The sequence below is a fragment of the Stenotrophomonas sp. YJH_SMC_27 genome, assembly GCF_059369815.1.
The window spans coordinates 144,715-156,447 of record NZ_JCAFTA010000011.1; the positions used below are offsets into that span (position 1 = coordinate 144,715).

Consider the following 11,733-nt stretch of genomic DNA (forward strand, 5'->3'; position numbering starts at 1 on the left):
CTTTCATATCAATCAATTACAGAAATTGCGCTTCTACCGTTAATGCATCGGGGCATGCTGTAGGATCGGCAGAATCAGCAACCAGACAATGGGTGTTGGCATCCAACTCGGGCGCATCACCGATGAGATCGGCAGTGGCGCGTTTCTCTATGCCTTCTTCTCGACCATATCCGGCAACCTGGAGCCGAATGGCTGGGGAAGTCGATTCCCAATCCTCTTGAATCAGCTATACGCCGGCAGACTGCAGCAATCAGATGCTGCCGCCGCGCTGGCCGAACTACATAGGGTCCGCCGAGAGCTGGCCGAGCTTGCGCCAGCCCGTGTCATATGGTCGTTCGAGGATAGAACCCAGCGTCCACCGTGGGGAGACGATATCGCTGGCGACATCGACAGCCTGGCGACCTACTTCGTCACCTCACATGGGCACGATCTGATCGCGCTTCTGGCCGAGGTGTTTGAAGCACTTCAGGAAGGCGAAGACACGTCCGCCCGGACCATCAACTACTGATGCCCTACGCTCAATCAAACACGCCCTGAGCCGCCAACCGCGCCAGCTCATCCACCACGTAGCGCACCTTGGGCCGCAGGTGGCGGGTCGGTGGCCACAGCGCATGGATGTCGATATGCCGCTGCATGTGCGCATCCAGCACCGATTGCAGCGCCCCGGATTCCAGATGACGGCGTACCAGTGAAACGGGCATCTGGCAGATGCCCAGCCCAGCGATGGCCGCATCGATCACCGCGTCACCATCGTTGAGCTGGTAGGTCGCATTCGGGATGAACGTTCCCTCGGCATCGTCCCTGCCGATCCGCCACGCCACCGGCTGGCCGTGGCGGAAACCAACGACGCTGCGGTGCTGCGCCAGATCCTCCACGGAGGCCGGCACGCCATGCGCCTGCAGGTACTCTGGCGATGCGCAGGTGACCAGTCGTTGGCGACCCAGCCGGCGCGCGACCAGATGCTCGGCCTGGTGCAATCCGCCGAAGCGGATCAGCAGGTCGATGCCCTCTTCGACCGGATCGACGAAGTGATCGGTGAAGGTCATCGTCAGTTGCAGGTCCGGGTATTGCCGGCACAGGCGCAGCAGCACCGGCAGCACCACCAGGCGCCCGAACGAGGATGGCATGTCGATGCGCAGCCGTCCGCTGGGCAGGCCGGCCGACCCCAGGCAGGCCTCGGCGGCGGAGATTTCTTCCAGCGCCGCCGCACACGATGCGTAGTACGCTTCGCCGTCGGTGGTCAGCGCGATGCGCCGCGTGGTGCGGTGGAACAGGCGCACGCCCAGCCGCGCTTCCAGCCGGGCGATGGCCTTGCCCACCGCCGAGCGTGAGATGCCCAGCGCGTCGGCAGCCTCGGTGAAGCTGCCTGAGCGGGCCGTGGTAACGAACGTGACCAGGCCATTCAATGATTCCAGCGGCAGCATCTATCGCGCTCCATTGGGGACAAATAGTCCCGCACCTGGGGAGATCGAAGCTCTTTATGCGTCTGCATGTCAACTCCATTCTGTGTGCATCGCGCCGCTGGCGCCTCCTCCCCGCACCAAGATGACCGACATGACCGCCGCCCTGTTCCGCCCCTTCGATCTGGCAGGCATCGCCCTGCGCAACCGCATCGTGATGGCCCCGATGACCCGCGCCCGCAACCCCGGCGCGGTGGCCAATGAACTCACCGCGCAGTACTACCGGCAGCGCGCCAGCGCCGGCCTGATCATCAGTGAAGGCACCCCGGTCTCGCCGCAGGGCCAGGGTTACATCGACGTGCCGGGTATCTGGTCGGCCGAGCAGGTTGCCGGGTGGAAGCTCGTCACCGAGGCGGTGCATGCCGCACAGGGCACGATCTTCGCCCAGCTCTGGCACGTCGGCCGCATGTCGCATTACTCGCTGCAGCCCGACGGTGGTCAACCGGTAAGCGCCGGTACCCGGCCGGTCGCCAGCGCACCGAAGAACACCTCGTTCGTCTATCTGGACGACGGCAGCCGCGGCCACGCCGATCCCACCCCGGCACGTGCGCTGGCCACCGAAGAGATCCCCGGCATCGTCGACGACTTCGCGCGCGGCGCCGACAACGCCATCGCCGCCGGTTTCGATGGCATCGAACTGCATGCCGCCAACGGCTACCTGTTCGAACAGTTCCTCAACCCGCTCATCAACCAGCGCGAGGACCGCTATGGCGGCTCGCTGCCAAATCGTGCGCGCTTGATCCTGGAGACCGTCGATGCGATGGCCCAGCGCATCGGTGCGCAGCGCATCGGCGTGCGTCTGGCGCCGAACAACCTCACCTTCGACATGCCGTTCTACCCCGACAACGAGGCCACCTACCTGTACCTGGCCGAGGAACTGGGCACGCGCGGCCTGGCCTATGTGCATCTCAACGACAACCTGCAGGCGGGCCAGTCGGTACTAGGCGAGGTGTTCCTGCGGCAGTTCAAGCAGGCCTACGGCGGCACCGTCATCCTGGCAGGTGGCATGACCCGCGAACGCGCCCTGCAGCTGGTCGAAGCGGGCACCATCGACCTGGCCGCGTTCGGCCAGCCGTTCATCGCCAACCCGGATCTGGTCGAGCGCCTGCAGCGCAACGTCGCGCTGGCCACGCCGGACCGCAGCACCTATTACGGAGGCGGCGAGGCAGGCTACCTCGATTACCCGGCCGCAGGCTGATCACGCACGGGGTCGGATCCCCGCCGCCGGCGGGGCTCCGACCCATGCCCTCAGGCATCCTCACGCACGTAAGCGAACGACTCGTCCAAACGCTCGAAACCGATCACTTCAGCGACGATGGCCTGTACGTCGTCGTCGCTGATGTTTCCTTCCTCAATATCGTCAACGCGGGCGAACAGCCGCTGCAACGCCGCGTACTGGTCGCCGCGCAGGAAGGACTGGTGGGACTGCAGCCAGCGCCGCAGGTTGCCGGCCAGCTCGCCGTGCGACAGCAGCGTGTACGGCGCCTGGTAGTCAGCAACGGCTTCGACCATCTTGCGGAACAGGAAATCCTGATAGCTGGCGGCCAGCACATCGGCACGATCATCGTCATGCCACACCAGCACGACAGGGGGCTCGGCAAAGCCGGGCGCGTTGCTCCAGAAGCAGTAGCTGTCGCCGCCGCCGGTCCGCGCAAACGGCAGGAGCTGCAGGTCGGGACGCAGGGGATTGTAATGATCCTCGGCGGTCAGCTCCTGCCACGCCTCCAGCAGCTCGTCGTGTTCCAACGGCTCGTAGTCCTGGGCGTACAGCAGCACCGGCGGATCCGCCTGCAGCGTCGGGAATACCACCTCGGACCATTCCGGATGGGGAGCACCCCAACTCAACCGACCCGCTGCATGCAGCTGCTTGAACAGGGGCGGGAAGGACTGGCCGGTGGCCTGTTCGATGCCGGATAGCGCGCTCATGGATGTCCTTGTCGATAGAGACCGCCCAGCTTGCCCGAATCCGCGCAGGAGATGAACCGGCCACAGCACGCGGCAGGACTAGACTGCGACCACCGGATGCCGCCCATCGCTGCCATGAACGCCACTGCCCACAGCTTCATCGTCAACCTCGACGTCCCCGACCTGGCCGCCGCCGAAGACTTCTACATCCGGGCCTTCGGCCTGCGCATCGGCCGCCGTCTAGGCCCGGGTGCCGTGGAGCTGCTCGGTGGGCCAACGCCGCTCTACCTGCTGCACAACGACGCCGGCAGCGCCGCCACCGAAGACGGCGACGTGCGCGACTACGAGCGCCATTGGACGCCGCTGCACCTGGATTGGGTAGTGGATGACATCGACGCCGCGCTGGTACGTGCAGTCGCAGCCGGAGCGACGCTCGAGCAGTCCTTGCGCGAGCGTCGCTGGGGACGCATCGCCGTGCTGGCCGATCCGTTCGGCCACGGCTTCTGCCTGATCCAGTTCAGTGCTGAAGGCTACGACGCGCTGGTCGAATGACCGTTGCACCACTCACCACGGCAAAGGCACTGCCTCGCCATTGGCACGCTCGCCGTAGTACAGCGACGGCAGCAAGCGCGAGAGGAAACTGAACTCCGTATAGCAGTGCTTGAGCAGGCCCAGGCCGACCGCATCGCCGGCCTCGCGGTGCGGATCGGCGCTGTCCAGGCCGAGCACGAAGCGGCTGCGCAGCACACAGCCAAACGGCGTATCACGCGCCACGTGCAGCATCTGCCCGTCGCAGGGATCACCGTTTGCATCCAGGCGGACGTGGTCGCCGAAGCCGATGCGCGCGGCAATCACCGCCGATACATCGCCTGCATCCTGTGCCGCCTGCAGGCGCTGGGGCACCAGCAGCGTGCGCGGGTCATGGAACTTCAGGCGTGCCGCCACCGGCGGAATGTCGGCCAGCGATTCCACCGCATGGATGCTGGCACCGTGGTAGCTGCGCCCGCGCTGCCACGCCGCGTCCCAGCCGCGATGCTCGACATGATCGACCGGATGCCACCAGCGGATGTGCTGGGTGGTCTCGAAGAAGGTGAACCACCAGTCCAGCATGCGGCCCCTGCAGCCGTGCAGATCGCTACGCACCGCCACCAGCAGGGTGCCGTCTTCGCGGCGCTGGATGCCGGTCTCCAGGTGCATCGGCGCCGGGTCGAGCAGATCGTGGTGGTCCAGCCAGGCGCGTGCGTTCACAGCGGTATCCATCGGGGTCTCCTGCGGTGTTGGGAGACCCGACAATACGGAAACGTTATTCGTTTCTCAATTAGCCGGATGCGGTAAGATGGGCACAATGAACAGCACGACCCTGTCCGAGTCCACAACGCCGACCCGCCGCCGCGGCCGCCCTGCGCGCCCGGAGGCGGAAGTCCGCCACGCGGTACTGCAGGCCACCCTGGAGCTGCTGCTGGCACAGGGTTACGAGGCCACCACCATCGAAGCGGTGGCGGCGCACGCCGGGGTGGCGAAGAAGACGGTGTATCGCCACGCCAGCAATCGCGAGGAACTGGTTGGGTTTGCGGTGCGCGAATGGACCGACGGCTTCGCGCCACAGTTGCAGCGCGATGCGCGCAATGCCGAAGAGGTCGTGCCGCTGTTGCAGGACATCCTGCAGGCGGTCTGCGCGCAGGCGCTGTCGGCGCAGGCGGTGCAGGTGTTCCGCCTGCTGGCCACCGATTTCCCCGGCAAGGACGCGCTGCTGCAGGCCTATCTGGACAATGGCATCGAACGCGGCCGAGCGCTGCTGGCTGACTGGCTGGAACGGCAGCAGCAGCGTGGGCTGCTGCGTGAGGGGGATTCCGCACGCATGGCGCGACTGATCCTGGCAATGGCCGTGGCCGAGCCGCTGCGCGAACGCGTGATCGGCGTGGTGGCCGAGGATGCGCCGGTGGAGGTGCACCTGCGTGAGTGCATGGCGTTGTTGGCGCCGGTGTTGCGGGTGCCGTAGGGTTGCCCCATCCGCGCATGGACGACAGTGGGTGGTGGGTGCCGTCCGTTGGTCGGCACCACATCATCCATCGCAACTCATTCGCGCAGCATATCCACGAACGCGCGCAGCGCACCGGGCATCTGCCGCTGCTTCGGGTAGTACAGAGCGAAGCCGGCGAACGGCTCGCTCCAGTCTTCCAGCACCGCCACCATCTGCCCCGAATCAATGTAGGGCCTTGCCGTGTCTTCCAGCACGTAGGCCAGGCCGATGCCATCTAGCACTGCACCGACCACGGTGCCCTGCTCGCTCAATGTGAGCCGGCCCGGCACGTCGATCTCCAGCGCTTGCCCGCTACGCTCGAACTGCCATTTGTATAGATGCCCGCTGGCAAAGCGGAAGCGGATGCACTCATGCGCGGCCAGGTCGCGCGGATGCTGCGGCGCCGGACGCCGCCGCAGGTAATCCGGCGAGCCGACAATCAGCCCGCGCAACGGCGGCCCCATCGGCACCGCCACCATGTCCTCGGGCACGAACTCGTGCAGGCGCACGCCGGCGTCGTAGCCCTCGGCGACGATGTCGACCAGGCCATCGTTTTCGGTCAGCTCCACCCGCACGTCGGGGTGAGCGTGCAGGAAGCGCGCCAGTCGCGGCCCCAACTGGGTCGGTACCGCCGCGCGGGTGGCGTTGATGCGCAGCAGGCCGGCCGGCGCGGCACGGAACTGGTTCATCTCTTCCAGCGCGTCATGCACCTGGCCCAGCGCCGGCTGCAGGCGCTCCAGCAGGCGCTGCCCGGCCTCAGTCAGGGCCACGCTGCGGGTGGTGCGATGGAACAGGCCCACCCCCAACCGTTCTTCCAGCGCGCGGATCGCATAGCTCACTGCCGAGGTCGACAGCGCCAGCTCGGCACCGGCGCGGCGGAAGCTGCGGTGGCGGGCGACCGCGGCAAACGCGGCCAGGTGGGTGAGGTTGTCAGTGGCCATGATTGTGCAGTTCCACTTGATGAATCATGCCGATATCCGCGATTCCTGCCGCTGGGAACGGGGCGTATTGTAAAACGCCTTTCGATAAACCCTGCCAAGGATTCCCCATGTCCCTCGCCCGTGGTTACGCCGCCCATTCCCATACCGCCCCGCTGGTCCCCTATGAGTTCGAACGCCGTGCGGTCGGTCCCAACGACGTGCGCATCGAGATCCTCTACAGCGGCATCTGCCACTCCGACCTGCATCAGGCCCGCGATGATTGGGGTGGCTCGATCTACCCGATGGTGCCGGGTCACGAGATCATCGGCCGCGTCACCGAGGTCGGCAGCAACGTCACCCGCTTCAAGGTCGGCGACCACGCCGGCGTGGGTTGCATGGTCGACTCCTGCCGCCACTGCGACGCCTGCCAGCACGACCTGGAGCAGTACTGCGCCGAGGGCGCGACCTGGACCTACAACGGCCGTGAACGCGAAAGCGGCGCACCGACCTACGGCGGCTATTCCGACCACGTGGTGGTCGAGCAACGCTTCGTGGTGAAGGTGTCCGACACCCTCGACCTGAAGGCGGCCGCACCGCTGCTGTGCGCCGGCATCACCACGTGGTCGCCGCTGCGCCATTGGAAGGTCGGCCCGGGCCAGAAGGTCGGCGTGATCGGCCTCGGCGGCCTCGGCCACATGGGCGTGAAGTTCGCCAAGGCGCTCGGTGCGCACGTGGTGATGATCACCACCACCCCGGAAAAGGGCACCGATGCCAAGCGCCTGGGCGCCGATGAGGTGCTGGTCTCGCGCGATGCGGCGCAGATGAAGGCGCACGCCGGCAGCTTCGACTTCCTGCTCAATACCATCCCGGTCAGCCATGACACCAATCCGTACATGGGCCTGCTCAAGCGCGAAGCCACCATGTGCCTGGTCGGCGTGCTGACCGAACTGGACCCGCCGTTGACCGGTGGCAGCGTGATCTTCGGCCGCAAGCACCTGACCGGCTCGGCGATAGGCGGCATGGCCGAAACCCAGGAAATGATGGACTTCTGTGCCGAGCACGGCATCGTCAGCGATGTGGAGATGATCGACATCAGGAACGTCAACGAAGCCTGGGAACGCATGGCGAAGAACGATGTGCGCTACCGCTTCGTGATCGACATGGCGACGATGAAGAACGCGGCCTGATCCAGGGCAGATGCGAAAAAGAAAAACCCCGGCAATGCCGGGGTTTTTTTCTGGTAGTGCCGGCCGCTGGCCGGCGCCCCCGCCTGGCACTACCGCAATCCACTCAGTACGCGAATTCGCGGAACACCGGATCGACGTCGCCGTGCCAGCGGCCATGGAACAGCGCCAGCTTGCGCTCGGCCGGGGTCAGGCCGGATTCGACGATCTCCTGCAGCACGTCCAGGAACTTGCTCTCGTCCTGGCCATCGGCATTGCGTGCGGCGCGACGCTTGAGGCCTTCCACCGAGATCTTGACCGCCTCGCCGGCGAGGTCACGCACGGTGCCATTGCGGAACGGCAGGTTCATCGCATGCTTCGGCACGCCGTCACGCAGCGCATGGCGCTCGGCCAGGGTGAAGTCACGCACCAGGTCCCAGGCGGCATCCAGTGCGGTGTCGTCATACAACAGGCCCACCCAGAATGCCGGCAGCGCACACAGGCGGCTCCACGGGCCACCATCGGCACCACGCATTTCCAGGTACTTCTTCAGGCGCACTTCCGGGAACGCGGTGGTCATGTGGTCCGACCAGTCGCGCAGCGTCGGCAGCGCACCCGGCAGCACCGGCAGCCTGGCCTGCATGAAATCGCGGAAGCTCTGCCCGCTGGCGTCGTGGTAGATGCCATCGCGGTAGGAGAAATACATCGGCACGTCGAGCAGGTAGTCGACATAGCGCTCGTAACCAAAACCATCCTCGAACACGAAGTCGAGCATGCCGGTGCGGTCGGCGTCGGTGTCGGTCCAGATGTGCGAGCGGTAGCTCAGGTAGCCGTTCGGCTTGCCTTCGGTGAACGGCGAATCGGCGAACAGCGCGGTGGCGATCGGCTGCAGCGCCAGCGACACGCGGAACTTCTTCACCATGTCCGCTTCGGTGGCGTAGTCCAGGTTCACCTGCACCGTGCAGGTGCGGGTCATCATGTCCAGGCCCAGCGAACCGACCTTGGGCATGTACGAGCGCATGATCTTGTAGCGCCCCTTGGGCATCCACGGCATTTCATCGCGCTTCCACTTCGGCTGGAAGCCCATGCCGAGGAAACCCAGCTGCAGTTCGCCGGCCACCTGCGCCACTTCATTGAGGTGGGTGCCGGTTTCCACGCAGGTCTGGTGGATGGTTTCCAGCGCCGCACCGGACAGTTCCAGCTGGCCGGCCGGTTCCAGCGTCACCGAGGCGCCATCGCGCAGCAGGGCGATCGTGCTGCCGTTCTCCTGCACGGGCTCCCAGCCGAAGCGGACCAGGCCGTTGAGCAGCGCTTCGATGCCGCGCTCGCCCTCGAAGGTCGGCGGGCGCAGGTCATCCAGGCGGAACCCGAACTTCTCGTGCTCGGTGCCGATGCGCCACTGCGCGCGGGGCTTCTCGCCGGAGGCGATCACCTCCACCAGCTGCGAGCGGTCGGTAATGGGGGTATCGGCGACGTGGCTGGGGCTCGACAAGGGAGAGGCTCGCTGGACGGTGGCGGGGGATGTGGGGCTCGCGGCCTTCCATCGCAAGGGCGCACTATAGCGTGGCACCCCGTCGCGTCATGCGACGGTGACGGGTTTCAGCATCCTACCGACGCCCTCTTGACCCTCGTACACTCAACGTCATGAGCCGCCATTCACGACACCCCGAACTGCACCGCTCCGAGCGCGTCGGCTGGCTGCGTGCCGCCGTGCTGGGCGCCAACGATGGCATCGTCTCGGTGGCCGGCCTGGTGGTCGGCGTGGCCGCCAGCGGCGCCTCCGCTGCGACCATCCTGGCCACCGGCGTGGCCGGCACCGTGGCCGGCGCGATGTCGATGGCCGCCGGCGAGTATGTCTCGGTGCAGACCCAGGCCGACACCGAAGACGCCGACCTGGCAATGGAAAAGCGCGAACTGCACGAAGATCCGCACAGCGAGCTGGAAGAGCTGGCCGCGATCTACCGCCACCGTGGCCTGGAGCCGGCGCTGGCACGGCAGGTGGCCGAACAGCTCACCGCCCACGACGCACTGGGCGCCCACGCGCGCGACGAGCTGGGCATCACCGATACCCTGCGCGCGCGCCCGCTGCAGGCAGCGCTGGCCTCTGCCGGCGCCTTCACCTGCGGTGCGGCACTGCCGGTGCTGACCGCGTTGCTCGCGCCGGTCGACAAGGTCGCGATGATGACCACGGCCAGTACCCTGCTCGGCCTGTGCCTGACCGGCGCGGTGGCAGCCCAGGCCGGCGGCGCCCCGCCGGTACGCGGCGCGTTGCGTGTGATGTTCTGGGGTGCACTGGCAATGGCCGCCGCTGCAGGCGTCGGTCGCCTGTTCGGCGCCCAGGTGACATGACCGGCATGCTGCCGCCAGTTACCGCACTGCTGGCCGAGATGGCCAGTCTGGCCGGCTGCGCACGCGCCGAAGGTTATGCGTGCATCACCGCTCGGCGCGAACATGGCGCCAGCTCGGTGGAGATTCCGCAACCCCAGTTCGCGATCCTGCTGGAAGGCCGCAAGCAGGTGCGTACCGCCCACCAGTCGCTGGAGTTCATCCCCGGCGACATCCTGCTGCTGACCCAGCGATGCCGCATCGATGTAGTCAACACCCCCGACCCACGCAGTGGCCGCTACCTCAGCGCCATCGTGCCGCTGTGTGCCGAAGTGCTGGCGGCCGCACGCACGCTGTGGAGCGGGGAGCTTCCCGCCGCTGGTCATGCGATGGCGCGACTGCCGTTGATCGATCATGGCGCGGTGCTGCGCCAGTGGCGGCAATCGCTGCAGGACGGCCGTTACAGCGAAGCGCGGCTGGCCCTGGCCTCGTTGGTACTGACCCTGTGCCGGCAGGGCCACGGCAACCTGCTGCTGCCGCAGGCGCCGAGCCTGGGCGAACAGATCCGCGACCGCATCGCCGCCGAACCGGCCCGCGACTGGCAATCGCGTGATGTGGAAGCGCTGTTCGCGCTGAGCGGCGCGACCCTGCGCCGTCGCCTGGCGGCCGAGGACACCAGCCTGCGCCAGCTGCTCACCGAGGCCCGGCTGGCGCATGGCATGCAGCTGCTCTACACCACGGACCTGCCGTTGAAGACCGTGGCCGCACGCGCGGGCTATCGGTCTGTGGCGAGTTTCAGCAAGCGCTTCGCCGAGCAGTACGGGCTGGCTCCCACAGACATTTGAGGGGGTTCGGCAGGGCCTGCAGCCCTGCACCTGCAGAGGCAACGGCAACAGCGAAAGCAACAGCAACAGCGGGCTATCCGTGGGATGGCGGGGCGGTGTGGGTGGGCAGGACACGCCGTAAACCCATCCATGGGGGCTCGATGGCGCCATCCATGGCGCCAACGGTCCTGCCCACCCACACCGCCCCACCTCTGACAGATCTTCGCGACTGTTGGTAGGTGTCGACCTTGGTCGACACATCTGTCAGATATCGAAATCGATCTGGGTCAGATCCGTTTTCCTCCGGAAAACGGATCTGACCCAAAGAGAATTTCCAACAGATCGCGGAAAACTGTCGAAGGCGGGGTGGGTCCGGTTGCGGGAGTGTCCGCGGCATGGATGCCGCGGCCAAGCCCCCAGGGATGAAGTGACCCCCGGGAGTTGGACGCCAGATCCAACCCCGAGGGATACATGAACAGATACGACGCTCGTTTCAAACTGCAGGTCGCCAAAGAGGCCTGCAAGACCTCCACATCAGTCAAAGCCGTTGCTCGTCGCCACAGCCTGGAGGCCTCCACGGTCAGGCGCTGGGTGGCGACCTATCGGCTGTATGGTTGGCGCGGATTTCATCGCCAGGCCCGGTTCTATGACCTCCCGTTCAAGTTGGCTGTCCTGGAAAAAATGAGCCAGGACGGTATGTCCGGGCGGGAGGCCACCACCTACTTCCAGATCGGTGATGCCGGCGCGGTGGGGCGATGGCGGCGCCTGTATGCTCAAGGCGGTGCCCAAGCGTTGGCACCGCCTCCGCCGCTGCCCCGAAAGCCGATGAAAAAGACCCGTTCGTCCAAGCCACCTGAGGAAATGAGCCGCGATGAGCTGCTCAAGGAAGTCGCCTATCTGCGTGCGGAGACCGACTACCTAAAAAAACTCGATGCCTTGATCCGGGAAGAGCAGGCGGCGCAAGACGCAAAGCGAAAGCCATCCAAGGATTGAGGCAGGTTCATACGCTGTCGCTTCTGCTCGAAGCGGCGGAGCTGTCACGCAGTACGTTCTATTACCAGAACCATGTCCTGGCCCATCCGGATCAGGACGAGGCAGCCCTGTGCGAGCGCATCC

The 11,733-nt window shown here is 66.2% G+C and carries 12 protein-coding genes and 1 pseudogene; 8 read left to right on the forward strand and 5 right to left on the reverse strand.

Annotated elements, in window-relative coordinates; genetic code table 11:
* Positions 1-88: 88 nt before the first annotated feature.
* Positions 89-508 carry an Imm70 family immunity protein gene (locus AC5P7R_RS16550; protein ID WP_021203935.1) on the forward strand — a complete coding sequence of 140 codons (420 nt, stop codon included), beginning with the start codon at positions 89-91 and terminating at the stop codon, positions 506-508.
* Between the two features lie 10 nt (positions 509-518).
* Here AC5P7R_RS16550 and AC5P7R_RS16555 read toward each other — a convergent pair whose 3' ends face one another.
* Positions 519-1,424 (reverse strand): LysR family transcriptional regulator, encoded by a 906-nt coding sequence (locus tag AC5P7R_RS16555; protein WP_061479599.1) that lies wholly within the window; start codon positions 1,422-1,424, stop codon positions 519-521.
* A 130-nt stretch (positions 1,425-1,554) separates the two neighbouring features.
* Between AC5P7R_RS16555 and AC5P7R_RS16560 the strand changes: the two genes are divergently transcribed.
* Positions 1,555-2,658: an alkene reductase gene (locus tag AC5P7R_RS16560; RefSeq protein WP_031270535.1), complete on the forward strand. Its 1,104-nt coding sequence runs from the start codon at positions 1,555-1,557 to the stop codon at positions 2,656-2,658.
* Between the two features lie 50 nt (positions 2,659-2,708).
* On the opposite strand, the gene AC5P7R_RS16565 is transcribed toward AC5P7R_RS16560, so the two are convergent.
* On the reverse strand, positions 2,709-3,386 hold the full coding sequence (locus AC5P7R_RS16565) for an SMI1/KNR4 family protein (RefSeq protein WP_021203938.1): 678 nt from the start codon (positions 3,384-3,386) through the stop codon (positions 2,709-2,711).
* A gap of 114 nt (positions 3,387-3,500) precedes the next feature.
* Here AC5P7R_RS16565 and AC5P7R_RS16570 point away from each other — a divergent pair, with 114 nt between their 5' ends.
* The gene (locus tag AC5P7R_RS16570) at positions 3,501-3,917 is read left to right on the forward strand and encodes a VOC family protein (protein ID WP_026347277.1); all 417 of its coding nucleotides are present in this window, start codon (positions 3,501-3,503) and stop codon (positions 3,915-3,917) included.
* Between the two features lie 12 nt (positions 3,918-3,929).
* Here the strand turns inward: AC5P7R_RS16570 and AC5P7R_RS16575 are convergent, their stop codons facing one another.
* The gene (locus AC5P7R_RS16575; RefSeq protein ID WP_227854279.1) at positions 3,930-4,625 is read right to left on the reverse strand and encodes a DAPG hydrolase family protein; all 696 of its coding nucleotides are present in this window, start codon (positions 4,623-4,625) and stop codon (positions 3,930-3,932) included.
* 76 nt (positions 4,626-4,701) lie between these two features.
* Here AC5P7R_RS16575 and AC5P7R_RS16580 point away from each other — a divergent pair, with 76 nt between their 5' ends.
* Positions 4,702-5,364, forward strand: a complete 663-nt coding sequence (locus AC5P7R_RS16580) for a TetR/AcrR family transcriptional regulator (RefSeq protein WP_227854280.1) — start codon at positions 4,702-4,704, stop codon at positions 5,362-5,364.
* Between the two features lie 77 nt (positions 5,365-5,441).
* Here AC5P7R_RS16580 and AC5P7R_RS16585 read toward each other — a convergent pair whose 3' ends face one another.
* A complete protein-coding gene (locus tag AC5P7R_RS16585; protein WP_021203941.1) occupies positions 5,442-6,326 on the reverse strand; it encodes a LysR family transcriptional regulator in 885 nt (294 codons plus the stop codon).
* Between the two features lie 107 nt (positions 6,327-6,433).
* Here AC5P7R_RS16585 and AC5P7R_RS16590 point away from each other — a divergent pair, with 107 nt between their 5' ends.
* Entirely contained in the window at positions 6,434-7,492 is a 1,059-nt protein-coding gene (locus tag AC5P7R_RS16590; protein ID WP_227852070.1) for an NAD(P)-dependent alcohol dehydrogenase, read from the forward strand.
* A 103-nt stretch (positions 7,493-7,595) separates the two neighbouring features.
* Here AC5P7R_RS16590 and AC5P7R_RS16595 read toward each other — a convergent pair whose 3' ends face one another.
* Positions 7,596-8,960 carry a glutamate--cysteine ligase gene (locus tag AC5P7R_RS16595; RefSeq protein ID WP_019662096.1) on the reverse strand — a complete coding sequence of 455 codons (1,365 nt, stop codon included), beginning with the start codon at positions 8,958-8,960 and terminating at the stop codon, positions 7,596-7,598.
* A gap of 152 nt (positions 8,961-9,112) precedes the next feature.
* Between AC5P7R_RS16595 and AC5P7R_RS16600 the strand changes: the two genes are divergently transcribed.
* From AC5P7R_RS16600 to AC5P7R_RS16610, 3 genes and pseudogenes are all read left to right on the forward strand, one after another.
* On the forward strand, positions 9,113-9,817 hold the full coding sequence (locus AC5P7R_RS16600) for a VIT1/CCC1 transporter family protein (protein ID WP_021203944.1): 705 nt from the start codon (positions 9,113-9,115) through the stop codon (positions 9,815-9,817).
* Positions 9,814-10,638: a helix-turn-helix transcriptional regulator gene (locus tag AC5P7R_RS16605; RefSeq protein WP_134735873.1), complete on the forward strand. Its 825-nt coding sequence runs from the start codon at positions 9,814-9,816 to the stop codon at positions 10,636-10,638. The genes AC5P7R_RS16600 and AC5P7R_RS16605 overlap by 4 nt, the downstream gene beginning before the upstream one ends.
* A 450-nt stretch (positions 10,639-11,088) precedes the next feature.
* Positions 11,089-11,733 (forward strand): annotated as a pseudogene (locus AC5P7R_RS16610) (transposase); the annotation flags it as partial.

What these genes read in the sequence shown, in the direction of transcription:
- AC5P7R_RS16590 (WP_227852070.1), top strand. Translation starts at nt 6,434, where the DNA reads ATGTCCCTCGCCCGTGGTTACGCCGCCCATTCCCATACCGCCCCGCTG.
- AC5P7R_RS16585 (WP_021203941.1), bottom strand. Translation starts at nt 6,326, where the DNA reads ATGGCCACTGACAACCTCACCCACCTGGCCGCGTTTGCCGCGGTCGCC.
- AC5P7R_RS16570 (WP_026347277.1), top strand. Translation starts at nt 3,501, where the DNA reads ATGAACGCCACTGCCCACAGCTTCATCGTCAACCTCGACGTCCCCGAC.
- AC5P7R_RS16550 (WP_021203935.1), top strand. Translation starts at nt 89, where the DNA reads ATGGGTGTTGGCATCCAACTCGGGCGCATCACCGATGAGATCGGCAGT.
- AC5P7R_RS16575 (WP_227854279.1), bottom strand. Translation starts at nt 4,625, where the DNA reads ATGGATACCGCTGTGAACGCACGCGCCTGGCTGGACCACCACGATCTG.
- AC5P7R_RS16555 (WP_061479599.1), bottom strand. Translation starts at nt 1,424, where the DNA reads ATGCTGCCGCTGGAATCATTGAATGGCCTGGTCACGTTCGTTACCACG.
- AC5P7R_RS16600 (WP_021203944.1), top strand. Translation starts at nt 9,113, where the DNA reads ATGAGCCGCCATTCACGACACCCCGAACTGCACCGCTCCGAGCGCGTC.
- AC5P7R_RS16565 (WP_021203938.1), bottom strand. Translation starts at nt 3,386, where the DNA reads ATGAGCGCGCTATCCGGCATCGAACAGGCCACCGGCCAGTCCTTCCCG.
- AC5P7R_RS16580 (WP_227854280.1), top strand. Translation starts at nt 4,702, where the DNA reads ATGGGCACAATGAACAGCACGACCCTGTCCGAGTCCACAACGCCGACC.
- AC5P7R_RS16605 (WP_134735873.1), top strand. Translation starts at nt 9,814, where the DNA reads ATGACCGGCATGCTGCCGCCAGTTACCGCACTGCTGGCCGAGATGGCC.
- AC5P7R_RS16560 (WP_031270535.1), top strand. Translation starts at nt 1,555, where the DNA reads ATGACCGCCGCCCTGTTCCGCCCCTTCGATCTGGCAGGCATCGCCCTG.